This window comes from Microcoleus sp. (assembly GCF_041354475.1).
Lineage (GTDB): Bacteria > Cyanobacteriota > Cyanobacteriia > Cyanobacteriales > Microcoleaceae > Microcoleus.
This window is the reverse complement of sequence record NZ_JBGJZU010000009.1, coordinates 46,630-71,627: the sequence shown is the minus strand read 5'-3', so window position 1 is coordinate 71,627 and position 24,998 is coordinate 46,630. Positions and strand designations below refer to the sequence as shown.

Annotated in this window: 20 protein-coding genes; 12 read left to right on the top strand and 8 right to left on the bottom strand. The window is 44.3% G+C overall.

What is annotated here, in order from left to right:
* Positions 1-80: 80 nt before the first annotated feature.
* Positions 81-365 (top strand): DUF427 domain-containing protein, encoded by a 285-nt coding sequence (locus tag ACBR23_RS05635; RefSeq protein WP_371115654.1) that lies wholly within the window; start codon positions 81-83, stop codon positions 363-365.
* 107 nt (positions 366-472) lie between these two features.
* Here the strand turns inward: ACBR23_RS05635 and ACBR23_RS05630 are convergent, their stop codons facing one another.
* Positions 473-1,141 carry an L-threonylcarbamoyladenylate synthase gene (locus ACBR23_RS05630; protein ID WP_371115653.1) on the bottom strand — a complete coding sequence of 223 codons (669 nt, stop codon included), beginning with the start codon at positions 1,139-1,141 and terminating at the stop codon, positions 473-475.
* Between the two features lie 75 nt (positions 1,142-1,216).
* Here ACBR23_RS05630 and larC point away from each other — a divergent pair, with 75 nt between their 5' ends.
* Positions 1,217-2,782: a nickel pincer cofactor biosynthesis protein LarC gene (larC, locus tag ACBR23_RS05625; protein ID WP_371118840.1), complete on the top strand. Its 1,566-nt coding sequence runs from the start codon at positions 1,217-1,219 to the stop codon at positions 2,780-2,782.
* 25 nt (positions 2,783-2,807) lie between these two features.
* Here larC and ACBR23_RS05620 read toward each other — a convergent pair whose 3' ends face one another.
* The 5 genes from ACBR23_RS05620 to ACBR23_RS05600 form a co-directional block, all read right to left on the bottom strand.
* A complete protein-coding gene (locus ACBR23_RS05620; RefSeq protein WP_371118841.1) occupies positions 2,808-3,533 on the bottom strand; it encodes a DevA family ABC transporter ATP-binding protein in 726 nt (241 codons plus the stop codon).
* Between the two features lie 51 nt (positions 3,534-3,584).
* Positions 3,585-4,739: an ABC transporter permease DevC gene (devC, locus tag ACBR23_RS05615; protein ID WP_371115651.1), complete on the bottom strand. Its 1,155-nt coding sequence runs from the start codon at positions 4,737-4,739 to the stop codon at positions 3,585-3,587.
* 165 nt (positions 4,740-4,904) lie between these two features.
* On the bottom strand, positions 4,905-5,537 hold the full coding sequence (locus ACBR23_RS05610; protein ID WP_371118842.1) for a CatB-related O-acetyltransferase: 633 nt from the start codon (positions 5,535-5,537) through the stop codon (positions 4,905-4,907).
* A gap of 34 nt (positions 5,538-5,571) precedes the next feature.
* Positions 5,572-7,080, bottom strand: coding sequence for an HlyD family efflux transporter periplasmic adaptor subunit (locus ACBR23_RS05605; protein WP_371118843.1), 1,509 nt, complete (start codon positions 7,078-7,080; stop codon positions 5,572-5,574).
* A 9-nt stretch (positions 7,081-7,089) separates the two neighbouring features.
* Complete coding sequence (locus ACBR23_RS05600; RefSeq protein WP_341738965.1) at positions 7,090-7,671, bottom strand: TetR/AcrR family transcriptional regulator; 582 nt, start codon at positions 7,669-7,671, stop codon at positions 7,090-7,092.
* Positions 7,672-7,957: 286 nt separating this feature from the next.
* Here ACBR23_RS05600 and ACBR23_RS05595 point away from each other — a divergent pair, with 286 nt between their 5' ends.
* The 4 genes from ACBR23_RS05595 to ACBR23_RS05580 all read left to right on the top strand — a co-directional run bounded on the left by ACBR23_RS05595 (position 7,958) and on the right by ACBR23_RS05580 (position 13,394).
* Positions 7,958-8,419: a GNAT family N-acetyltransferase gene (locus ACBR23_RS05595; RefSeq protein WP_371115648.1), complete on the top strand. Its 462-nt coding sequence runs from the start codon at positions 7,958-7,960 to the stop codon at positions 8,417-8,419.
* Between the two features lie 40 nt (positions 8,420-8,459).
* The gene (locus tag ACBR23_RS05590) at positions 8,460-8,852 is read left to right on the top strand and encodes a DUF2237 family protein (protein WP_371118844.1); all 393 of its coding nucleotides are present in this window, start codon (positions 8,460-8,462) and stop codon (positions 8,850-8,852) included.
* 476 nt (positions 8,853-9,328) lie between these two features.
* Complete coding sequence (locus ACBR23_RS05585; RefSeq protein WP_371118845.1) at positions 9,329-11,710, top strand: PAS domain S-box protein; 2,382 nt, start codon at positions 9,329-9,331, stop codon at positions 11,708-11,710.
* The gene (locus tag ACBR23_RS05580) at positions 11,700-13,394 is read left to right on the top strand and encodes a putative bifunctional diguanylate cyclase/phosphodiesterase (RefSeq protein WP_371115646.1); all 1,695 of its coding nucleotides are present in this window, start codon (positions 11,700-11,702) and stop codon (positions 13,392-13,394) included. Before ACBR23_RS05585 ends, ACBR23_RS05580 begins: the two co-directional genes overlap by 11 nt.
* Positions 13,395-13,557: 163 nt before the next feature.
* On the opposite strand, the gene ACBR23_RS05575 is transcribed toward ACBR23_RS05580, so the two are convergent.
* Positions 13,558-14,718 (bottom strand): hypothetical protein, encoded by a 1,161-nt coding sequence (locus ACBR23_RS05575; RefSeq protein ID WP_371118846.1) that lies wholly within the window; start codon positions 14,716-14,718, stop codon positions 13,558-13,560.
* A gap of 193 nt (positions 14,719-14,911) precedes the next feature.
* Positions 14,912-16,189, bottom strand: a complete 1,278-nt coding sequence (locus ACBR23_RS05570) for a DnaJ domain-containing protein (RefSeq protein ID WP_371118847.1) — start codon at positions 16,187-16,189, stop codon at positions 14,912-14,914.
* Here ACBR23_RS05570 and ACBR23_RS05565 point away from each other — a divergent pair.
* From ACBR23_RS05565 to clpB, 6 genes are all read left to right on the top strand, one after another.
* Positions 16,179-16,310, top strand: coding sequence for a hypothetical protein (locus ACBR23_RS05565; RefSeq protein WP_371118848.1), 132 nt, complete (start codon positions 16,179-16,181; stop codon positions 16,308-16,310). The genes ACBR23_RS05570 and ACBR23_RS05565 overlap by 11 nt on opposite strands.
* 80 nt (positions 16,311-16,390) lie before the next feature.
* Positions 16,391-19,507, top strand: a complete 3,117-nt coding sequence (gene polA, locus ACBR23_RS05560) for a DNA polymerase I (protein ID WP_371125635.1) — start codon at positions 16,391-16,393, stop codon at positions 19,505-19,507.
* Positions 19,508-19,564: 57 nt separating this feature from the next.
* Entirely contained in the window at positions 19,565-20,086 is a 522-nt protein-coding gene (locus ACBR23_RS05555) for a thermonuclease family protein (protein ID WP_371120911.1), read from the top strand.
* Between the two features lie 325 nt (positions 20,087-20,411).
* Positions 20,412-22,130 (top strand): ATP-binding protein, encoded by a 1,719-nt coding sequence (locus ACBR23_RS05550; RefSeq protein ID WP_371115641.1) that lies wholly within the window; start codon positions 20,412-20,414, stop codon positions 22,128-22,130.
* A 68-nt stretch (positions 22,131-22,198) separates the two neighbouring features.
* Positions 22,199-22,354, top strand: a complete 156-nt coding sequence (locus ACBR23_RS05545) for a hypothetical protein (protein ID WP_371118850.1) — start codon at positions 22,199-22,201, stop codon at positions 22,352-22,354.
* Between the two features lie 20 nt (positions 22,355-22,374).
* Positions 22,375-24,990: an ATP-dependent chaperone ClpB gene (clpB, locus tag ACBR23_RS05540; RefSeq protein ID WP_371115639.1), complete on the top strand. Its 2,616-nt coding sequence runs from the start codon at positions 22,375-22,377 to the stop codon at positions 24,988-24,990.
* Positions 24,991-24,998: the final 8 nt, after the last annotated feature.

The following is a 24,998-nucleotide window of genomic DNA, read 5'->3' as shown; positions in this document are numbered from 1 at the left end:
TGAGTTCTACATTATTCTATGCTTTTTGAGTACAAATACAGTTACAATAATTAAAATTCTTAATTTAACCAGAGAAACCGATGCCGAAAGCTATTTGGAATGGTGCCGTTTTGGCCGAAAGCGACAAGTGCGAAGTCGTAGAAAACAATTTTTATTTCCCGCCAGATGCCATCAAACGTGAATATTTTAAGGACAGCAGCACCCACACTACTTGCGGTTGGAAAGGTGTCGCTAGTTACTACAGTATTGAAGTGGGTGGACAAGTTAATAAAGATGCCGCTTGGTATTATCCTACTCCGAAAGATGCTGCTAAAAATATTGAAGGCTACATTGCTTTTTGGAAAGGAGTTAAGGTAGAAGCTTAAGGCTTTTTTGAGTTAATTTCTTGAGAGAACAGGCCATCCAGCCTGTTCCACCAAGAGTTAGTTTTCTGGTATTTTCAAAGCTAAAACAGGCGGGAGTTCCTGCTATACTATGGCTCTGCCCAAGCAGCCGCAGCTTCCCATCCCAAACCGCGACGAACAATCACCGGTTCTTTGTCTGTTAAATCTAGGATGGTAGATACTTGATATCCAGGATCGGAACCGTCATCAACAATAATATCTACCAATTTTTCCAAACAGTCAAATAGTTCAGCTTTGCCAAAGTTTTGTGTTTTGCTGGTGGCTGATGGTGCTTCACCTTCGTCATCATCGGTAGTCATGTGAGCGGATGTGGAAATAATTGGATTTCCCAAGGCTTCCAACAGTGTAAAACAAATTGGGCGATCGGGCACGCGAATGCCCGTAGTTTTGCGTTTTGGGTTCATCACCAACCGGGGCACTAACTTGGTAGCTGGCAACACAAACGTATAAGGTCCAGGAATTAATCGCTTGATAATCCTGTAAGCTTCGTTGGTGACAATGGCATACTCGGCAATATTTGACAGAGAAGAACAGAGGAACGTTAAAGGTTTATCATTAGAGAGTTGCTTGATCTGCCGGACTCGTTCTACCGCAGATTTAGCATTGATATCGCAGCCGATCGCATAAACCGTATCAGTCGGATAAAGCATTACGGCCCCAGCTTTTAGGGAAGCTTTAATCTTCTCGATTCGGTCTTTTTGGGGTGTAACTGGATGCACTTCGTAAATAATTGCCATGTTATGATATTGCAGGCTAATTGGGCGATGGAAATATCCGCTGAAACAATCAATGATGAAAATTAATTGTTAATAATGAATAAAATAGCTTATTTTGAATGCCCAACCGGTATTGCTGGCGATATGTGTCTGGGAGCCCTCGTCCATGCCGGCGTCCCCTTGGAGTACCTAATTGAAAAACTACATTTATTGGGAATTTCGACAGAGTATCAACTGCGTACCGAATTAGTCCATCGCAATACTCAACAAGCAACTAAATTTCATGTGGATTTGATTGCGGATTTGCCGAAAAAAGCTCAAAATCTGGCTGCTGACTCTACCCTCGATCCCTCGGAAACCGAATCCCCCACATTCGATCGCACTCACCACCACCATCACCACGGTGACGAACATTCTCACCATCACAATGCTGGGGAGGCCGAAACTAGCCACACTCCCCATCGCAACTTGCCAGAAATTGAGCGCATCATCCTCTGTGCCCAGTTACCGGCGCGAGTGGAAGCCTGGAGTTTGGCCGTATTTCGCAAATTGGCAGAGGCTGAAGGTGCCGTACATGGTATCTCCCCAGAGGAGGTTTATTTTCACGAAGTGGGCGCTACGGATGCACTTGTGGATATTATCGGTACTTGTTTGGGTTTGGATTGGTTGGATATTGATGAGTGTTACTTTTCGGCAATGCCCACTGGGGGCGGTACGGTGAAGGCGGCCCACGGCATATTAGCGGTGCCCACGCCGGCGGTGATGCGGTTGTGGGAAATGCACCAAGTGCCGGTTTATAGCAATGGGATCGATCGCGAATTGTGTACGCCAACGGGGACTGCGATCGCCTGTACTCTGGCTTCTGGGTTTGGCCCGCCACCATCTATGCAGATTCAGGCGATCGGATTGGGTGCCGGTTCTCGAATGCTGGTAATTCCTAATATTTTGCGCCTCTGGATTGGGGAGAAAGCAACCCCCCCCTACCCCCCCCAAGGGGGGAAAGTCGCAGGGGAGAAAGCAACCCCCCCCTACCCCCCCCAAGGGGGGAAAGTCGCAGGGGAGAAAGCAACCCCCCCCTACCCCCCCCAAGGGGGGAAAGTCGCAGGGGAGAACTCAACCCCCCCCTACCCCCCCCAAGGGGGGAAAATCCGAGGGGGAGAAGGGGAAACCGCTATTAATTCACAATTACCGATGCCCGATGCCCGATGCCCAATGCCCGATTCCCTAGAAACTATTATGGTATTGGAAACACAAATTGATGATTTGAGTCCCCAGGCGATCGCCTATGTTTTTGATGCTTTGTTTACCTGCGGAGCTCTTGATGTTTTCACCCAACCAATTGTGATGAAAAAGTCGCGGCTGGGGGTGTTGTTAACTGTGATTTGTCATCCCGAACATCAGGCTGCTTGCGAAACAACGATATTTCGCGAAACTACTACTTTGGGAATTAGGCGATCGACTCAACAGAGAACAATTTTGCACCGAGAATTCCAGACTGTTCAAACAGAATATGGCGAAGTGCAAATCAAAGTTGCGAAGACTGGAGAAATGATTACTAATGTCCAGCCAGAATATGAGGATTGCGCGGAAATTGCCAGACTTAAAAATATTAGCTGGCGGGAAGTTCACCGCTTGGCGCTGGAAAGTTGGTACGCTCAATGATACAGCCTATTCTAGCTTCATGACTTTAATCTGCCAGATTTGTGACTAAATGCCCGTCTTCCATGTAAATAATGCGATCGGCAATATCCAAAATACGATTGTCGTGGGTGACAAGCAAAATCGTGCAACCTTGTTCTTTGGCTAGTTTCTGCATAATTTCTACCACATCTCGCCCGGATTTTTTGTCTAAAGCAGCAGTGGGTTCATCGGCTAATACTATTTTAGGGTGGCTGACTAACGCACGGGCGATCGCCACTCTTTGTTTCTGTCCTCCTGACAAATTTTCGGGGTAATAATTAGCCCTCTCTCCCAAACCAACTGCTTCTAACATTGCTATGGACAAAGCATCCATATTCTGATTTAGCATTTCTTTATGCAATTCCAAAGACATTCGCACGTTTTGCTTAGCTGTCAAAAATGTCATCAGATTGTGTGCTTGAAAAATATACCCAATTTGCTTTCTCAGTTTGGTTAATTGATGTTTGCTCGCTGAGACTATTTCTTGTCCCAGAATTTTGAGACTCCCTTCCTGGGCAGAACGTAAGCCTCCTAACATGGTTAATAACGTGGTTTTCCCGGAACCGGAGGGCCCCGTCATAATTACTATTTCTCCTGGGTTGATATCCAAATTTATGTCAAATAAGGCTTGTTTTTTGAGGGACCCTTGGCCGAAGTAGTGATTGAGGTTTTTGACGGAAATTACTGGTTCGGTTATTGTGGTTGTTTCAGCAGGGAGATTTAGGGTTTCCATGGGGATTTTTGGGGCAAAATTTACCGAAAATTAGGGATGATTAAAAGATGATTAAAAGATGTCTGCGGGGTCTGCTGATTGAAGTTTCCGAAGGGCGATCGCACCGGAACCTGTACACATCACAATCGTCAAACCTAACACTACTACTGCTCGATTTGTGGTCATTATAATTGGTAGTAAAGTGGCAGATTGTGCTAGGGAATACATTCCATTGGCGATAATAATTCCTGGCATAAAACCTAAAACTGCTAAGAGGAGAGCTTCTTGAATTAAGACTCCTACTAAATAGCGATCGCTATATCCCATTGCTTTTAAAGTAGCATATTCTGCTAAGTGGTCGGAAACATCGGAGTAAAGAATTTGGTAAACAATAATTAGACCCACAATAAATCCGATGATAGTGCCAAATCCAAAAATAAAGCCAATGGGGGTAGCATTTGCCCAGTAAGCTTTCTCGATTTCCGCAAATTCTGCTAAGGTTAAAACTTTAACATCATTGGGTAAAGTTGCTTGTAGCATAGACTGGACTTTTTTGATATCTGTACCGGGTTTAAGGGTGATTAAACCCACATCCATTTCATCGGGTTTCCTTTCGGGAAATAAGTTCATGAATGTGGAGTCACTGACTATGACATTCCCATCAGCGGTGAAAGAAGTACCGAGGGTAAATAAACCCGATACTTGAATGTTGCGTTTGTTTAGTTCTGTTTCAAGGCTGGATTCTTTCTGGATAATTTGGGCAATATCGCCATATTCAGGTCTCGAAGATTGGTCGAATAAGGCATGATTAAACATTTGAATTTGATGCAGTTGTTGGTTGACATCTGGCAAATTAAATGTGATGTTTCCGGGATCTACTCCAAAAATTAAAATCGCTCTCGTAGTGCGATTGGTGGGATTTCGCCACCGCCCGATATCAATATGCAAAGAAGTTACAGATTTGACTCCTTCAAATCCTTGGGCTTGGTATAATCTATCTCTTTTGAAACTTTTTACCGCAGCAAATGTTTCAAATTGAGGATTGATTAACACTAAGTCTGTTTGTAAACTTTGGTGCGGTTTAATGGCAGAATCGAAAAGTGCATCTCGGAATCCTAGTTGCACGAAGATTAGGATATCTGCAAAGGCAATGCCGGCAATGGCAACTGCAAGGCGGGTTTTTTCTCTGGTTACTTGCAACCATGCAAGGGGTGTTTTGCGAAACATATAATTTGGGAATGGGGGATGGGGAATATGGAATTGGGAATGGGGAATTGGTTATTAGTTATTTGTAATTCGTAGGGGCGAAGCATGACCGCAGATAATTTATTAGTGATAACCAGAGATTTACAGCGGTCATGCTTCGCCCTTACCAAATCGGGATGCTCCCTTTTATTCGGCATCTATCAGTGCTTGAATATCACTGTTCATAATCAAGTTAATATGGCGCGTAATCTTGTCAATTTGCCAATCCCACCACCGAATTTCTAATAATTGTGCAACTTCAGCATCGCTGAAACGCTGTTTGATTATACCTGCGGGATTTCCACCGACAATGGTGTAAGCCGGAACATCTTTTACTACCACAGATTTCGCTGCAATCACCACACCGTCGCCGATTTTGACTCCGGGCATAATCACTGCTTCGTAACCAATCCACACATCATTACCAATCACAATATCTCCTTTACTTGGCAGTTCCATTAATAAATTCATTGCCGTTTCCCAACCATTGCCAAAAATGGGAAAAGGATAGGTGGAAATGCCGTCTAGTTTGTGATTTGCACCGTTCATGATGAATTTGACATTGGTGGCGATCGCACAAAATTTACCAATAATTAATCTGTCATTTCCGTAGTTGTAAAGAACATTTTTCTCGAAGTTTTCCGGACCAGTCGGATCGTCATAGTAGGAGTAATCACCGACAATAATATTAGGCGATTTCACAAAGTTTTTGATGAAACCTACGCGCCACTGGTCTATCATGGGATAAGGTAGGTTTGGATCTGGACCAAATTCTGCCATAACTTTCCATCCTTCAAGGTTCGGATTCGGGACTTTAGTCTTTCTGAATTGCTACCATTACCTGCAAGTTTGTCAACCCTTCAACTTGTTTGCTACCTTCTGAATTCAAGTGAAGTTTTACTTCCACTACTCGGCTGTCCAAGTTTTCTCCCGGTTGGTTGCTAAACACATTTTGTTTGCTGACTTTCAATCCAATCTCTTTAACAACTCCTGGCAATTCTCCGGGAAATGCTTGGCTGGTGACAGTTGCTTTTTGACCGACTTTGATTTTGCTAATATCAGTTTGATAAACTTCGGCTACGACTACCATTTGCTCAGTTTTTCCTACATCCGCAATGCCTTCGTCGCTAATTTTTTCGCCTGGGCGAGTATGAATTTTGAGAATTTTTCCGGGAGTTGGGGTGCGGATATAAGCTTGATTTAATTCCGCTTGGGCGCGATTCACTTGGGCGATCGCACTATTGATTTCTGTTTCGGCTGCTTCTATATCTACCGGGCGTACTTCGGCTATTTTTTCGAGAGTGGCTTTCGCTTCTTCTAGTTGTTGGCTACCACTTCCTTTGATGCGTTTGAGATTGGCTTCGGCTTCATTTAGCTGCTGTTTGGCTGTATTATTAATTCTCGAAAGATTGGCTTGGGCTTCCTTCAGTTGCTGTTTGGCTGTATTGTTGATTCGATCGAGATTTGCTTGGGCTTCTTCAAGTTGCTCTGTTGCTGTACTATTAATCCTGGTGAGATTTGCTTGAGCTTCTTTAACTTGCTGGCTGTTGGTTTCTACTGCTAGCTTTTTGGTATCCATTACGGATTTAGAAATTGCACCTTCGACAACAAGTTGTTGATTTCGCACGTATTCAGATTGTGCATTATTTAACTCTGCTTGCAACTTGTTAATCGCTGCTATTTGTGCTTGTTTTTCTCCTTTCCACTGGGCATTTATGCGGCTAATTGTTGCTGTTTGAGCTTTCTTTTCTCCTTCCCACTGGGCGGTGATTCTGTTAATTGTCGCTTGCTGGGCGCTTCTGTCTCCTTCCCATTGGGCGAGGGTGCGATCGACTGTTGCTTGTTGTGCTGTTTGATTTCCTTGCAATTCTGCTGCTAGCTTGCCAATTGTCGCTGATTGTGCTGCAATTTCTCCTGATTTTGCACCGGCTTTGACTTTTGCTAAATTTGCTTGGGCAACTTTTACTTTTTCTTTGGCTTCGTCTAAGGCAGATTTTAGCCGATCGCCTGCATCCAAAATTGCGATTAACTGCCCAGCTTTCACCCCATCGCCTTCTTTGACTAAAATCTGGGAAATGCGATCGCCATTGAGATTTTGCGATACTCCCAACCGAATCACTTCTCCTTGGGGTTCCAATCTTCCTAAAGCGGTTATTTTCCTAGCTGGAGGAGTTGTTTCCACAGGCAAAGGTTCAGCAGTTTCACTGATAATTCCCGACTGAGAAATTCCGTAAAAAGCAGTACCCACGCTAATTAAAGCGCCAGCAATTACTAATCCCGTTACCAATCGATTATGAGGTTTGATGTAATCTTGAAAGTTCATATATCTCCTCTATTCGCCTTGTTTTTTTTCTAGATAAGCAACCAACAGCTCTTTTAATAAATTCGCTTGTTCTGTGAAAGAAATCCTTTCACCTTGATAAAATCTTCTTCCCAACAAACCATCAACATAGTTGATGATAAATATCGGAATTTCTGGATTGGAGATGCCTAAGTAGCAGCCTACGGCTTCTTCATAACGCTTTCCTGCTTCCTGAAGTGCCTGATTACTCTCAACCTCTTGCCTAGTTTTGTGATGACAAAAATCAAAGGTAATTGACAAACTTTTGACAATATAATCCTCACTTTTACAGACATATTCCATCAGTTTTTCAATCTTTTCACCTAGGGTTGGTGGATTTCCTAATTCCGCTAGCGCTTCTTCTTTTGTATCTTCATAGCTCAAGTATTCAATTAATTGGTCGAACAGGCTTTCTTTACTGGGGAAATAGTGGTAAAGCGTGCCTGTAGAAACTCCAATTTCTGAGGCTATTTCACGCATTGTTACTGAGGAATAGCCTTTTTCGGCAAAGATCTCAAAGCATTGGTTCAACAGTTGTTTGCGGTAGAGTTCGTGGTCAACTATCTTTGGCATAAGGTCGATCGATCTGACATGGTGGATTTTAGATCCTAGGTTATCGAAAATTTAAAATCGATCGAAACATATTACTATATCGAACATCCGATATAGTATAACCTAGATTTTAGCTAGGGCTTAGCTGTTGAGTTAGGTTATATTATATCGAACATTTGTTATAATTAATCTTGCACAAAGTGGTAGATTTTGTCAAGAGGTACAGTAAAATTATTTGGGTCAATGGAAGTGGCAGAAATTAATCCAACTGTATCGATCGCCTTTTTGCACCCTCTGGAAACCAGCTATGAAAGTCAGAAACTACGAAATAGGGGATACCGAACAAATTATCAAACTGTTTTATGAAACCGTACACCAAGTAAATATCCAGGATTACACAAAAGCACAAGTAGATGCTTGGGCTCCTGTTGACATCGACCGGGAAAATTGGGTTAAAAGTTTAAGCAAGAAATTTACCTTTGTAGCGACAGAAGGTGACATAATTGCAGGTTTTGGAGAACTAGAAATCAACGGCCATATCGATCGCTTTTACTGCCACAAGGACTTTCAAAGGAAAGGAGTAGGTACAAAAATATTAGAACACATTGAAGCCAAAGCCAAGGAATTAGGACTAAAAAGCATATTTACAGAAGCCAGTATTACAGCAAAACCCTTCTTTGAAAACAAATATTTTCGGGTAATTAAACAACAAGAGGTAGCACGGAGAGGGCAAAAATTCATCAACTTTGCCATGACCAAAAATCTCTAACATTTTTATCGCTCAAACTCAGAGGTATAATTTAGAGAGAATGTTTTATCAAGGAGTGGAAATTGTGACAGAAGCTACAAATGTGTTGGGTGGAAAATTAGAAACTTGCTGCACGTCGCCCATGACGGGATATTATCGGGATGGCAAATGCAATACAGGTGGTGGCGACTATGGGGCTCACACAGTTTGTGCTCAATTGACAGCAGATTTTTTGCAATTTAGCAAGTCGAGGGGAAATGATTTGATAACTCCAGTCCCCGCATTTAATTTTCCCGGTTTGAAACCAGGGGATTGCTGGTGTTTATGTGCGTCACGCTGGAAGGAAGCGATGGATGCTGGAGTTGCACCCAAGGTAGTTTTATCAGCGACTCACGCCTTAACTTTGGAATACGTTTCTTTGGAGGAATTGAAGCAGCACGCTGCTGATTTGTAGGGAAAAATGGTTGACAGTTGACAGTTGACCCTTCGACTCCGCTGCTCCAACCGCGTAGCCGAAGGGTGGAAGGACACGGCGCGCCACAGTTGACAGTTGACCAATAACCAATAACTAATAACTAATAACCAATAACTAATAACCAATAACTAATGACTATATTCAGTATATTTACGCACATTAATCATAACTTTACAATTATGGGATAGAAAAAAGGTGAAGATTACGGAATTGATTTTGGCAAGTCTACCCATAATAGACGTAAAAATACTGATTAGCAGTAATGATTTAGCCTGTTGTCGATCGATTGGGAGCAAAACAGCGCAACGACAGGCAACTCCTAATTGCTTTAAACAAGCTTTATAATATCCCTAATTTACAAAATGAGTATCCCAGTTAACCGTAAGAGTTGACAGGAAAAGTTTATGCTTAAAAAATAGGCTTGCCTAAAAATCAGAGTGCCTCTCAGAGAAACTATGTCACAGTCTAACAAATCAAGCTATTGCTCCTGTGCGAGGGCGCAAACGCCAGACACTACTACTAACTTGCAGCTCATAGTAGAGCAGCTAACAGCAGAATTAAACAACACCCGCGAGCAACTTCAAGGGGAAATCGATCGCCTCAAAACAGCCAACGAGACTTGGCAAAGAGCGATGGGTGTTGCTCCGATTCTGCTATGGGCGACAGACAAAAACGGCAAATTAACGCTTGCCGAAGGCAAAGGACGAGAAAATTGGGGTTTTTCGCCAGAAGAACTCACCAGAACCTCGATTTTTGAAGTCTACAATCACCATCCAGATATCTATGAAAATATGACTTGGGTATTGGCGGGAAACTCACGCTATTGGAATGCCCAACAGGGGGATTTAATATACGAAATTCGATCGACGCCTGTATACAATTCCCAGGGCGAAGTTGTCGCTGCCGTCGGTGTTTCTACGGAAATAGGGGATGGATCGCGATCGCCAGCGGCATTGCAAAAAGCAAATCAAGAATTACAACGCCAGCTTCAGCAGCAAACAAAAAACTTTCATGCAGCACTTTACGAAAGCGAAAAAAAGTATCGCAATCTCGTCCAAACATCCCAAGAATTAATTTGGTCCGTCGATATTCAAGGCTTGTTAACCTTTGTCAATGCCGCCGCGGAACGCATCTACGGTTATGAACCACCAGAAATGATCGGGCGCAGTTTCACCGAATTTTTGCTTCCCGAACACAAACCCTTACAAATACAAATATTTGAACAACTTTTAGATAACACCAGCCTTCAGCCCCCAGCACCTAACTATGCTTACGAAATAGTACATATTCGTAAAGACGGCACTCCCGTTCACCTGCGGGTAAACAGCATCGTTAACCAAGCCGAAAACGGCACTATTTTAGGACTAACTGGTACGGCGACAGATATTAGCGATCGCAAGCGATCGGAAGAAGCTCTAGAAAAAACAACCGACCAACTTTGGGCAGTTTTAAATGCCGTACCAGGATTAATTTCTTGGATCGATTCAGATTTGCGGTATATAGGAGTCAACCAGCACTTAGCAACTTCTTTCAAGCGTTCTCCTGAAAGCTTTGTTGGTGAAGAAATAGGGTTTCTCGAACGAGGGTCTAACTTTGGACAACTACTGCGACAATTTTTTGAAAGTTCAGATCGGGAAACATCCCAAGAAATAGAAATAGAAATTAACGGCTCCCTGCGCAACTATTTAATAGTAGCTCAAAAATATCATCAAGGAACCGCAGCAGTATCTGTAGGAATCGACATTACCGATCGCAAACGCGCCGAAGCTCAAAAAACCAAATTAATTGCTTCGTTGCAAGAATCAGAACACAAATTTAGGAGCCTTTATGAAGCCACCAGCGACGCAGTAATGTTGCTAAATGAAGAGATGTTTTTTGACTGCAACTTCGCAACATTAAAAATATTTGGATGTAGCAAAAAAGAAGATTTCTATGGTAAACATCCCAGGGATTTATCTCCACCATTTCAGCCTAACGGAGAAGATTCAAAGACTCTTTCTAAACAAAAAATAGCCACAGCCATGGAAACAGGAAGCTGTCGATTTGACTGGGTTCATAAACGACTCGATGGTTCAGAATTTCCCGCAGAAGTGCTGTTAAACAGCATGGAAATTAATGGAGAAAAATTCTTACAAGCAGTAGTGCGCGACATTACGGACCGCAAGCGAGATGAAGATCAAATCAAAGCTTCCCTCGCCGAAAAAGAAGTGCTACTCCAAGAAATTCATCACCGAGTCAAAAACAACCTGCAAGTTATTTCCAGTTTGCTCAAACTTCAGTCTCGCTATATTCAAGATAGCCACGTTACTGAAATGCTAAAAGAAAGCCAAAACCGCGTCAGATCAATGGCCCTGGTTCACGAACAATTGTATCAATCCAAAGACTTATCAAAGATTGACTTTGCTGATTATATCCACAACTTAGCCAAAAATTTATTCCAAGCCTATGAAATCAATGCCAAAGGAATTAAATTACAAACCAATATTGCACCATGTTTTTTGAATATTGACACCGCAGTTCCTTGCGGACTAATTATCAACGAATTCGTGACCAATTCCCTAAAGTATGCTTTTCCAGAGGCAAATCAAGGTACAATTAAAATAGATTTTAGTTTCGATGATGACAGGGTTTGCGTGCTAGTTGTTAGCGATAGCGGCATTGGTTTACCCAAAGAATTAGACTATAAAAATTCTCGCACATTGGGTTTGCGTTTAGTAGTATCTTTGGTTAAACAAATTCGCGGGAATATAGAACTTGTAAAAACTGCCGGGACAGTTTTCAAAATAACATTTTCACAACCAGAAATACACCAGGAGAGCAAACCTAATGTCAAATAATAAAATACTGATAGTCGAAGATGAAAGCATCATTGCTGAAGACCTTTTCGACAGTTTGACAAGTCTGGGATATCAAGTAACTGCCATTGTCTATTCTGGGGAAGAAGCGATTATAGCCGCATCAGAAGTGCGACCAGATTTAGTGCTGATGGATGTGAATTTACAGGGAGAAATAGACGGGATAACAGCGGCAGAGAAAATTAGATCGCGCTTTCAAATCCCAGTGATTTACCTCACAGCTTATGCCGATGAAAATACTTTGCGACGAGTCAATTCTACTAAACCTTTTGGTTACATCGTCAAACCATTTGAAGAAAAAAACTTGCACACAACTATTCAAATAGCCCTCCACCGACATCACTATGATAGCTTGACAAATCTACCAAATCGTTCCTTGCTTCGAGAAAAGCTAAGTCAGCTATTAAACGAACAAACAGAATTGTCAGAATTCATTCCGGTTGTCACTCTCAGCTTAGATAGAATTAACCGGATTAATAGTACCTTGGGACACCATATTGGTGATTTAGTAATTTGCAGTATTGCTCAGCGGCTGAATAACTGTACAAACAAAATTAATCTGGTGGCTCGTTTGGAAGCAGCCGAATTTGCGCTGGTTCTCGAACCTGTGAAAGACAAACAGGATGCGGTCAAGATTGTTCACAGCATTTTGGAAATTGTCGCCCAAGCAATCATTGTAGAAAGCAGCGAAGTTTACCTCACGGCTAGTATCGGTATTTCTTTGTATCCGGGCGACGGTAGGGATGCAGAGGATTTGCTAAAAAATGCTTATACAGCTATGTACTATGCTCAGGAAAAAGGTGGAAATAATTATCAATTTCATGCCAGAAATATTGCAACTAATTCTATCAATAAACTAGCTCAAGAAATTAGTCTTCGTAATGCTTTAAAAAGGTCAGAATTTGAAGTTTATTATGAGCCGAAAGTAGAAATAAAGAGTGGAAAAATAGTAGGTGCAGAAGCTTTAGTGCGTTGGAACCATCCAGAAATGGGACGGGTTTCCCCTGGAGAATTCATTCCCATGGCGGAAGAAATGGGCTTGATTGCGCCTTTGGGGGAATGGGTATTAGAGACGGCTTGTAGGCAAACTCAAGCTTGGCAAGCGCAGGGTTTGGGTCCGCTAAGAGTAGCAGTCAACGTGTCAGCCCGCCAATTCGATCAAAAAAATCTGACGCAAAGAGTCAGTCAAATATTAACAGAAACTGGTCTCGACCCTAAATATCTGGAATTAGAATTGACGGAAAGTCTGGTGTTGCAAGATGAAACAGCAGTATCCCAAGCTTTTAGTGTGTGGAAAAAAATGGGAATTAGGGTGGCAATTGACGATTTTGGCACGGGATATGCTTCCTTAAGTTATTCAAAGCGGTTTCCCTTTGATGTTCTGAAAATAGATAAGAGTTTTATTCGCAATATTACAGAGGATCGTCAGAATGCAGCGATTACGATCGCGATTATTCAAATGGGACACTCGATGAATATGACGGTGGTGGCTGAGGGGGTGGAAGATGAACAGGAACTTGCTTTTTTGTGTACTCACGATTGTGACGAAATTCAAGGCTATTTTTTCAGCAAGGCTTTGCCCCAGGATGAGTTTGAAGCGCTGTTGAAAAGTGGTAAGCGCTGGGAGTTATGGAAGACGGAAGAAGGAAAAAGGAAAATGCAATAAATCCGATCGCCCTTTAAATCCTGATGGTTGGGCGATCGGAATAAAGCCGATTTGCCAAAGCTTACAGCGGGAACTGCTGTGTATTAAAAACAGCTCATCCCGTGTGTGGTTAGACGGCGGAGAAATTGTCGATAAATCGCCCCGCTGAGAAAACCGCGCGGTGTTAGACTGCCGGAACCGCTACCCGATTCTTGGGAACAATCTGTGGCTGATAGGAAAATACCTCTCGCTCACGGGGATTGACGGTAACTTTGATCCACTGCACGTCGTTGAGGCCATTCGCCACATTGTCGCCAAAGGTCTCGACGCGAGTGAAGTTCTCAAGGCGTTGACCCTCACTATCCAGAAATGGCTTGTCAATGCGGTAGTAGTGCGAGTCGCCATGCACGTAGGCCACCGGCTTACGGAAAGCGATCGTCTCATCGCGAAGCGCGATTAAAAAGTCCTTGTAGCCATCAGGCGTGAGAGTGCCATCAGCCTGCTTATCGGTTTCCACCAGTGTTTTCGGATCGCGCAAAGGCGCTCTGGTGCCATCGGTTAGATCCCACCCCGGATTGGCTTGGGTGATAATCATCACCGCCACTGAATTGCTGTCCTTGGCTGCTTTAAAGCTCTCACGCAACCAGACAATATTGGATTGGTTGCGTGCGTTATACTCAGCCGAGTCAGGTGCGGTGTCACAGAGGTTGTTGCATGAACCGGGAACGTTGAGGGTGACATAGGTAACATTACCGACTGCCCAGCGACGGTTTTCGACACAGGGTACGGCACCCTCAACGCCGAGGCACAGCGGCGCTGTCTGCACTTTCTGGGCTAGCTTACGTTGTCCGAGTGTAAACTTGGTGTTGAAGAATAGCTGACGCTCGCGATCGAGCCGCTCGCGTGATGAGAATCCACCGTTTGCGGGGCGATCGCAGTCAGTCCAATCGTTATCGCCCGGTGTGAAGGCTGCCGGTGCCTTCAGCGCGTTGAAGAATCCGAGGGATTGCCTATAGAAATCTTCGCTACAGGTGGTCGGCGTGACCGAGCCGGGGGTACCACTGCCCGCCTTCAGATCGCCGTCGTGGACTGTAAAGACCAGGTTTTGCGAGTTCATGTCAGCGATCAGGTTCGGAACCCCCGTCAACGCCTGTACGTCTGAGTAGGGAAGATCGCCCCAAAGGCCGATCGCGTATGGCTGGCTCTTGTTCTCCTGTTTGCGCTCGGCAGCAGTTGCTACACTGATGGCGGAAGTGACCAAGAATGCTAAGATCGCCCATAAACAAATATTACGTAGCATACGCTTAGTGGTAAAGCGTTGAAACACTGAGTAACCAAACTTCATGATATAAATATCCTCAATTATTCTTTGCCTCGGAGAGCGTATGTTGGAAAAATAGCTGCTGTCCAAACCATTCAAGCCAAAGCTTAGTGTATTGGATATAGTTTATTAAGGAGTTACGAGCAGGTTATTTATGAGTTATGAGTTTGATTTTTGACAGACAATTTAACAACAAGTCCTGATTACGAACCAAAATTCAAAAAATTCGATCGGCTAACCAGTTTCCTAACCACAGTCCAAAACCAGAAGTAGTCATTAACAGAATAGAGGTGTAAAACCCATTCCCAGAGACGATCGACCTTTCGGCGGCCACCATCCTCGCCACAACTCCAGCAATAATCCCGATCGCCACCCAAGCCCCATAGACAGCCTTAGAACCCGCCATTACCAAAGCTAAACCCAGATTCTCGGCACCAGTCAACGCCACCGCACCCGCCATCGCCCCAACTCCCAAGCCAATTAAACCTACAAGCCCCCTAGGGTTCTCAGAAGTAACAGATACTTCCCCCATCAGCCCACACAGCAAGCCCACAACCCCCCAACAGATACCCCCCGCCATCGTCCTGATCCAATCCCCAGAAGCAGTTCCAGCCATCAATCCCGTCACTGTCGCGACTCCCGCCACAGCCAACACACCAGCCACAGCCCTAGACTCAGCCTCAGAAGTGGCGATCGCCCCCAAGCCAGCCCCAACCAGAGCCCAAACCATCCCTGTGATCGCGCCTCCCGCCTGAAAACCTGCGATCGACCCCCCCACCGCCCCAGCTAAAACAAAAGCCGCCAACCAAACTCTCGCTGTTACTGAACCCTCCGCCACCAAAATCACCGCCCACAGCCCATCAGCACCACAGATTAAAGTCCACATCCATAGGGGGACGGCAGATTTGGTCAAAATCCAGCTAGTCAAAGCATAACTGGCAAAGGCGATCGCCAGCGGCCACCAAGGAAAGCCAGAATATTTGGGAGATTGTCGCCTGGAAGTAGCAAAGTTTCGCGACTTTGAATATTGAATCGAAAATTGTTGTTTCCGGTTCGAGGTAGCCTGGGCATGGCTGGGAGTGTGGAGATTGCCACGCCGCCCTGGAAACCTTTGACGGTTTTCAGCTTTAAATCCTTTGTGGCCTTTCGAGGTAGCTTTTGGAGAATTTTGACTTTTTTTGAAATTAGCCCTAGTTTTTGGCTTGATAAAGCCCCTTCTGTTGAGTTTTTCACGTACAGGTGCAGGGGTTGTTGCTGTCTCAAACGCAGGTTCGATCGCTTTTAATTCCGGCTGACTCAGAAACGACACCAATTGCTCGTAAGCTAGATTAATCTCTGCTAATCTTTGTTGAGCTTTTTGTTGCAGCCGATCGTTGTGGGCAAAGCGATCGGGATGCCACACAAAGGCCAAATCTCTGTAAGCTTGCTTAACTTCTTCTAAGGAAGCTCCAGGCTCAATTTCTAGGATTGCATAGTATTGGTCAATGTCAGCCATAAACTTCGATCTGGAAAAAGTGCGATCGTACTTCACATCTTCCACTATTCTCAGGCAAGCTGCACAGCCCATAAATTTTAGATTGGGGATGTGGAACTTGAGAATTACTGACTCGGAATAAATCGATTCGTCCTTGAGGAACGATGGGGCGACAACTCGCTACAATGAGGAAATACTTTCGTGCGATCGCCCTCAGTGCCAGTGTCCGCCAATAAAACACCCACCTTCATCCTAGTTGACGGCCACTCCCTGGCCTTTCGGTCCTACTTCGCCTTTGCCAAAAGTCGAGATGGAGGTTTGCGAACTAGCACCGGCATTCCCACCAGCGTCTGTTTCGGCTTTCTCAAGTCTCTGTTGGAAGTCATGGCGGCGATCGCACCAGAATACATGGCGATCGCCTTTGACACCGCCGCACCCACCTTTCGCCACGAAGCCGACGAAACCTACAAAGCCGGCCGCGCCGAAACCCCAGAAGATTTTATCCCCGATTTGCAAAACCTCCAAGAACTCCTGGGCTATTTAAACTTACCAGCCATCACCGCTCCCGGCTACGAAGCCGACGATGTTTTAGGAACTTTGGCCAACAAAGCCAGCACCTCCGGTTATGATGTCAAAATCCTCACGGGCGATCGAGATTTATTTCAATTAGTAGACACCGCTAAAAAAATCAGTGTTTTATACTTAAGCACAGAGGAATTAAGGCGATCGGGAAAAGGCAAATCCCAAGAATACGGTCCCGAACAAGTCCAAGAAAAACTCGGCATATTGCCCCAACAAGTAATAGATTACAAAGCCCTCTGCGGCGACAAATCCGACAACATTCCCGGAGTCAAAGGCATTGGCGACAAAACCGCCATCCAACTCCTCACTACTTACAACACCCTCGACGGAATTTATGCAGCCCTAGACGAAATTAAAGGAGCAACCAAGAAAAAGTTAGAAGAAGGAAAAGCAGCAGCCTATCATTCTCAGCACATGGCAACCATCGTCCAAGACGTTCCCTTAGAAGTAGAACTAGAAAATTGCCAGCTCAAAGGTTTTGATGAAGCAGCATTGATACCGATGCTAGAAAAATTAGAATTTAAGACATTTTTAAGCAAAGTCAAACAAATTCAACAACGTTTCGGCGGTGTAGAAGAGAAAGCAGAAGCAATCAGCAATAACCAAGAAAGAGTCTCCTCCAACAGTGGAACAGAAAACTTGCTTGTTACTGTAAATACCAATGACAGTGCCACAGAAAACTTACCTGTTACTATAAATACCAATGATAGTGCCACAGAAAACTTACCTATAGCTCTTGAAAATTCAGAAGACCTATGGTTTTGGAGTTATACTGATACAACAACAGCCCAGGAAGCAAACAAATTACCAATCAAACCCCGGATAATTCAAAACATAGAACAGTTAAATGAATTAGTCAAACTGCTAGAAACCCGCACAGACAAAACAACACCTGTGGCCTGGGATACCGAAACCACCGCCTTAGAACCACGAGACGCCGAGTTAGTAGGAATTGGCTGTTGTTGGGGAACCGGCGAACAAGATTTAGCCTATATCCCAACCGGACATAAAACAGGCAAAAACTTAGATAAAACCACAGTTTTAAATACTTTGCGTCCGATTTTAGAAAGCGAAAATTATCCCAAAGCGCTGCAAAATGCTAAATTCGATCGCCTCATCTTCCGCTGTCAGGGAATTAAACTAACAGGAGTCATCTTCGACACCATGCTAGCCAGTTATGTACTCAATCCCGAAACCAGCCACAGCCTCAGCGAATTATCCAGGAAATACTTAGGAATTGTCGCCAAAAGCTACAAAGAATTAGTCCCGAAACACAAAACAATTGCTGACATCAGCATTCCCGAAGTAGCCGACTACTGCGGCATGGATGTGTACACCACATTTCAATTAGTAGATAAACTGAGAGCAGAATTAGATGAACAGGACTTACGCACTCCGACTGAAGAAACCGGGTTTTTTACTGAATCTGCTGGTCATAACGAAGTATTTTCGTCAAAAAACCCGGTTTCTGGGCCCCCATCAAAGTCTTTGCATCGGTTACTACTCGATGTCGAACAGCCCTTAGAACCAATTTTAGCAGAAATGGAACTTCGTGGCATTCGCATTAATTCAGCCTATCTGCAAGAACTCTCACAACAACTAGAACAGAGATTAGTCCAACTCGAAGAAAACACCTATCAAGCAGCGGGGAGAAAGTTTAATTTAGCTTCCCCAAAACAACTAAGCGAAATCTTATTAGAAAAAATCCCCGAAGAGTTTCAGAAAAAATCTCGCAAAACCAAAACAGGATATTCCACCGATGCCGCTGTTTTAGACAAACTCCAAGGAGACCATCCGATTGTAGATGATTTATTAGAACACCGAACATTATCCAAATTGAAATCTACCTATGTGGATGCTTTGCCGCAGTTAGTGCGTGCAGATACCGGGCGAGTGCATACAGATTTTAACCAGACTGCTACCGGGACGGGCAGGCTTTCTTCTTCCAATCCAAATTTACAGAATATTCCCATCCGTACCGAATTTTCCCGACAAATTCGCAAGGCTTTTTTACCAGAATCAGGTTGGCTGATGGTGTCGGCTGACTATTCTCAAATTGAACTGCGAATTTTAGCTCATTTGAGTCAAGAACCTGTGTTAATCGAAGCTTATCAAAATAACCGAGATGTGCATACAGTCACCGCTCAATTATTATTTGAAAAAGAGGATGTTACGCCGGATGAAAGACGGTTTGGCAAAACGATTAATTTCGGGGTAATTTATGGGATGGGGGCGATTAAGTTTGGCAAATCTATGGGCAAAAGCTCAGCAGATGGTAAAAAGTTTATTGAACGATTTAACCAGCGTTATAGTCAAGTGTTTGAATATTTGGAAAAAGTCAAAAAAGAGGCGATCGCCCTTGGCTATGTTTCCACCATACTCGGCCGCCGCCGCTACTTAAACTTCGATCGCCTCAGCGACTTAAAAGGCACTAACCCCCAAGACATCCACCCCGATAGACTTAAATCTCTCAGCAGAGATGACGCCCAATCTTTGCGGGCGGCAGCCAACGCTCCCATCCAAGGCTCCAGTGCTGATATCATTAAACTTGCCATGATTGAAGTCAACCAAGTTTTGCAAAACTATCAGGCGCGATTGCTGCTGCAAGTTCACGACGAATTAATCTTTGAAGTACCTCCCCAGGAATGGGAAGAATTGCAGCCAAAAATCAAAGATGCCATGGAAAATGCCCTACCTCTGAGCGTACCATTGATAGTTGACATCCACGCGGGTCAAAATTGGATGGAAACCAAATAAAAACAGAGAACTATGAGTCAAACAAAAATCACTCTTTTCCGATTAATTACAAGATTTATGACCTTAAGTATGGTATTCTTACTATTCGGATGTCCCCAAAAATTAGCAGCGAATAACTATGCTGTCAAACGAGTCAGCGATGGCGATACCCTTGTCGCCCTCGATAGCGCTGGGAAAGATATCAAAGTGCGTTTTGCCTGTGTAGATGCACCGGAAGTTCCCCACACAAATGCTGAAAAGAATAGCAAAGCAGCAGCCCAAAAAAATCAATTTAAGTGGGGAAATTTAGCGCAGCAAAGAACTCAGCAGCTAGTGAAACAAGGAGGCGATAGAGTGGTTTTGACTGTCACCGATACTGATCGCTACGGACGCCAAATCAGCGAAGTTCGCTTACCAAACGGCACATTTGTGCAAGAAGTTTTGACTAGCGAAGGACTAGCCATGGTTTATCGTCCTTACTTAAAAAACTGTCCCAGCGCCAGTATTCTGGAACAAGCCGAAGCAGCAGCTAAGAAAAATCGCCGTGGCGTTTGGGGAGATTCCAAGTTTGTCCCCGCTTGGGATTTTCGTAAAAAATGATTTAGTTATTTGTTGTTGACTGTTGACTGTTGACTGTTAAATGCGAGCATACCTAATGCTTCCAAAATTCCTCCTGAGTTAGCACAATTTCGAGTTTGCCAGTAGAGGAAAGTTGCAAATTTTCAGATCCTCCCCCCGTCGTCAGGTGCGGGGGATTTTACAAACGCCCATGAATTTTGCAAAATGTCAAGTAGAGCAGGTGGCGGAATTATGCAAGGACCCCATAAATGACGAAATTTGTCGATCGAGTAACAACTTATTTACGGTCAGGCTGGCATCAATTATAATTTAGATAGTGCCTTTCTGGGTAACGAGTACATTGCCCATGTCTTTAACCTTAATCTTGAAAAATCAACTCCAGAACCCTCCTCAAACAGGGTTGAAGCATCTATTCAGTCGCTTGGGTATCAGGCAGAAAATCGGCTGCGGATACGCCTTGGTCATTAGTATTGCAATGTTGGGCGCGGTGGCGGGACGGGTAGTGGAATCCTATTGCAAACACCAGGTTAGGGAACAACTGGCGATCGAGCGAGACAAAGCTGAAATCCTGACCAACCTTAATAATATCGCCCAGGAAGTCAGAATTCACCAGTTGTGGCTGGTGAGTCTGACGAAAAAACCGCAAATTTTCGATCGCGAACGCTCGGACTTTCTCAGTCGCGTGGCTCAGATGAGCGCACAACTAGAACAACTGCAAAGCCTCCCGCAGACTTCAAATCACGGCGTAGTCCAAGATTATCAAAAAATTCAAGAGTTCGCTAAAGCCAACAATAAAGTAGTAGAAACTTACTTCCAACAAGTCCAGAAACTATTGGGGAATGAGAAATTATCTGCTTTGAATCCCAAACAGCAGCAGGTGTTCGAGCGCAACTGGTATAATTTTGCGACGGGGGACAGCGCTTTTAAACTGGAAAAATTTTCCCAGGATTCCGCCCAACTAGCGGGTACTTTTCGCGACAAAGCAGACGAAGTATTTAGAACCTACGACCAAGCTGAAAAACTGGGAACTCTAATTCTCATCTGTTCTCTAGGAATATCAGCAGCGATCGCAGCCATGTTAGCAGCATACACCAGCGGTGCGATCGCCGGCCCCCTAGAAGCCACCACCCTCATCGCTCAGCGAGTTACCGAAGAATCCAACTTTGATCTACAAGCACCCGTCACTACTTCCGACGAAGTAGGATTGCTAGCAATTTCCATCAACGAACTTATCCAGCGGGTAGCAGAATATACAGAAGACTTGCAGGAAGCAAAAATAGCAGCCGAAGCAGCCAACCGCTCCAAAAGTGCATTTCTCGCCAACATGAGCCACGAACTGCGTACCCCCCTCAACGCCATCATCAACTACAGCGAAATGCTCCAAGAAGATGCTCAAGATTCTGGTTCAGAAGACTTTCTGCCCGACTTACAAAAAATTCAAACAGCAGGCAAACACCTGCTGGATATGATTAGCGATATCCTGGATATTTCCAAAATTGAAGCCGGTCACGTCACCCTTTATTTAGAAAACTTCGATGTAGCAACAATGATTGAAGAAGTGATGACCACGGCTCAACCATTAGTAGAAAAAAAAGGCAATGCTTTAGCACTAAAAACCGAAGGTGAACTAGGTACCATGTACGCCGACCAGCCCAAAGTGCGGCAAATTCTGCTCAACTTGCTCAGCAACGCCGCCAAATTCACCGAAAAAGGTGTGATTACCATTGGGGTAGAAAGAATGAAAATTGAAAAACTCCGACCGACAAAAAGGAATAAAAATAAGGAAGATTCTGTCTCTAATTCATACTATACTGCTCAAGTTTTAGTCTTTCGAGTCACCGACACTGGCATAGGGATGACCGAGGATCAATTACAGCAGATATTTAAGCCTTTTATTCAAGCCGATGCTTCAACTACTCGCAAGTATGGAGGGACTGGTTTGGGCTTGACAATTAGTCAACGTTTGTGTCATATTCTGGGCGGCGAAATTAGTGTCGAAAGTCAGGATGGTAAAGGTTCAACTTTTACTGTCAGCCTCCCAGAACGGGTGACTATGCAAGTATGAAGGAAGAAGGAAGAAGGAAGAAGGAAGAAGGAACGACGCTGATTTTGAACGGATACACGGATTAATTATTGAGTAATCCCAACATTATCTGCGATCGACTGCCAGAAAGGACGGAAATCCTATCTTCAGATAGCGGAATACCGATCGCCCGATCGCCACTAACTCCCTACAATGACAATTATACGGGCGATCGAGCATTAGCCTTTACAATATCGCTCTTTTAAAATTCAGGGAATTAAAATTTATGCAACCCAATAATCCAAACCAATTTACCGAAAAAGCCTGGGAAGCCCTGTCTCGGACTCCCGAACTCGTAAAAGCAGCCCAGCAGCAGCAGCTAGAAAGCGAACACTTGATGAAAGCTTTGCTAGAACAAGAATCGGGACTAGCTAGCAGCTTATTTAATAAAGCAGGCGTATCAGTAACCAAATTGCGCGATCGCACCGATGAGTTTATCAGCCGCCAGCCGAAAATCTCTGGAAGCACCAACAATGTTTATCTCGGTCGTTCTCTCGACACTTTACTCGATCGAGCCGAAACTTATCGAAAAGACTACGGTGATGAATTTATTTCCGTCGAACACCTGATACTAGGATACGTCAAAGACGATCGCTTTGGCAAAAATCTATTACAAGAATTTAAACTAGATGAAGCCAAACTCAAAGAAATAATTACCCAAGTCCGGGGGAACAACAAAGTGACCGACCAAAATCCAGAAGGCAAATACGAAGCGCTGGAAAAATACGGCCGAGATTTGACAGAAGCAGCCCGTCAAGGCAAACTCGATCCAGTCATCGGACGAGATGACGAAATCCGCCGCACGATTCAAATATTGAGCCGCCGCACCAAAAACAACCCCGTATTAATCGGAGAACCGGGAGTAGGAAAAACCGCCATCGCCGAAGGACTCGCCCAGCGAATTATCACCGGAGATGTCCCCCAATCTCTCAAAGACAGACAATTAATCAGCTTAGATATGGGCGCATTAATTGCCGGTGCAAAATTCCGAGGAGAATTTGAAGAACGCTTGAAAGCAGTCCTCAAAGAAGTGATGGATAGCAACGGGAAAGTCATCTTATTTATTGATGAAATTCACACCGTTGTCGGTGCCGGTGCTACCCAAGGTTCCATGGATGCAGGCAACTTGCTAAAACCGATGTTGGCGAGGGGAGAATTGCGCTGTATCGGCGCAACAACTCTCGACGAATACCGCAAATATCTGGAAAAAGATGCAGCCCTAGAACGCCGTTTTCAACAGGTTTATGTTGACCAACCAACAGTTGAAGATACTATTTCAATTCTGCGGGGTTTGAAGGAACGTTACGAAGTACACCACGGCGTAAAAATCTCCGACAGCGCCCTAGTGGCGGCGGCTACTTTGTCTACTCGATATATTAGCGATCGCTTTTTGCCAGACAAAGCCATTGACTTAGTGGACGAAGCGGCGGCTAAACTCAAAATGGAGATTACATCCAAGCCGGAAGAACTAGACGAAATCGACCGCAAAATTTTGCAGCTAGAAATGGAAAGACTATCGCTGCAAAAAGAAAGCAATGCTGCTTCCATTGAACGTTTGGAAAGACTGGAAAAAGACTTAGCCAACCTCAAGGAACAGCAAAGGGGTTTGAATGCTCAATGGCAATCGGAAAAAGGTGTCATTGGTAGCATTCAAAAGATTAAAGAACAAATCGACAAGGCTAACATTGAAATTCAACAAGCTGAGTTGAAATACGACCTCAACCGCGCTGCTGAATTGAAATATGGAACCTTAACTCAGTTGCAAAAACAACTGCAAGAAGCGGAAACTCAACTAACAGCAACTCAAACTACAGGTCAAACTCTACTGCGAGAAGAAGTCACGGAATCGGACATTGCCGAAATTATTTCTAAGTGGACGGGAATTCCGATTAGCAAGTTAGTTGAATCGGAAATGCAGAAACTTCTGCATTTGGAAGATGAACTGCACAACCGGGTAATTGGACAGGATGAAGCGGTGACTGCGGTTGCAGATGCCATTCAGCGATCGCGCGCAGGTTTAGCCGATCCGAACCGTCCCGTTGCTAGTTTTATATTCCTCGGCCCGACGGGTGTGGGCAAAACCGAGTTAGCTAAAGCCTTAGCGTCTTATCTGTTTGATACAGAAGAGGCGATCGTGCGAATTGATATGTCGGAATACATGGAAAAACACGCAGTTTCGCGGTTGATTGGTGCGCCTCCGGGATACGTCGGCTACGATGAAGGCGGACAATTAACTGAGGCTGTGCGCCGCCGTCCTTACTCGGTGATTCTATTTGATGAAATCGAGAAAGCACACCCGGATGTCTTCAATATCATGCTGCAAATTCTCGACGACGGCCGCGTTACCGACGCTCAAGGTCACACAGTAGATTTCAAGAATTCTGTGATTATTATGACATCGAATGTCGGCTCTCAATACATTTTAGATGTGGCGGGAGATGAGGAACAAATGCGGAGTCGGGTGATGGAAGCCATGCGGGGAACTTTCCGCCCGGAATTCTTGAACCGGATTGATGAAATGATTATTTTCAAAAGTTTGACTAAGAGCGAATTGCGGCAGATTGTGCTGTTGCAAGTTAAGCGTCTGGAAAAACGTTTGGCGGAACGCAAAATGTCTCTGAAATTGTCGGAATCTGCGCTTGATTTCTTGGCAGAAATAGGGTACGACCCGGTGTATGGTGCGCGGCCTTTGAAACGGGGAATTCAACGGGAGTTAGAAACGCAAATGGCGAAGGGTATTTTGCGGGGAGATTTTGTGGATGGAGATACGATTTTTGTGGATATCGAGAATGAAAGGTTGGCGTTTAAAAGGTTGCCGGCCCAGTTGGTGACAGTTAAATAATCTTAAGG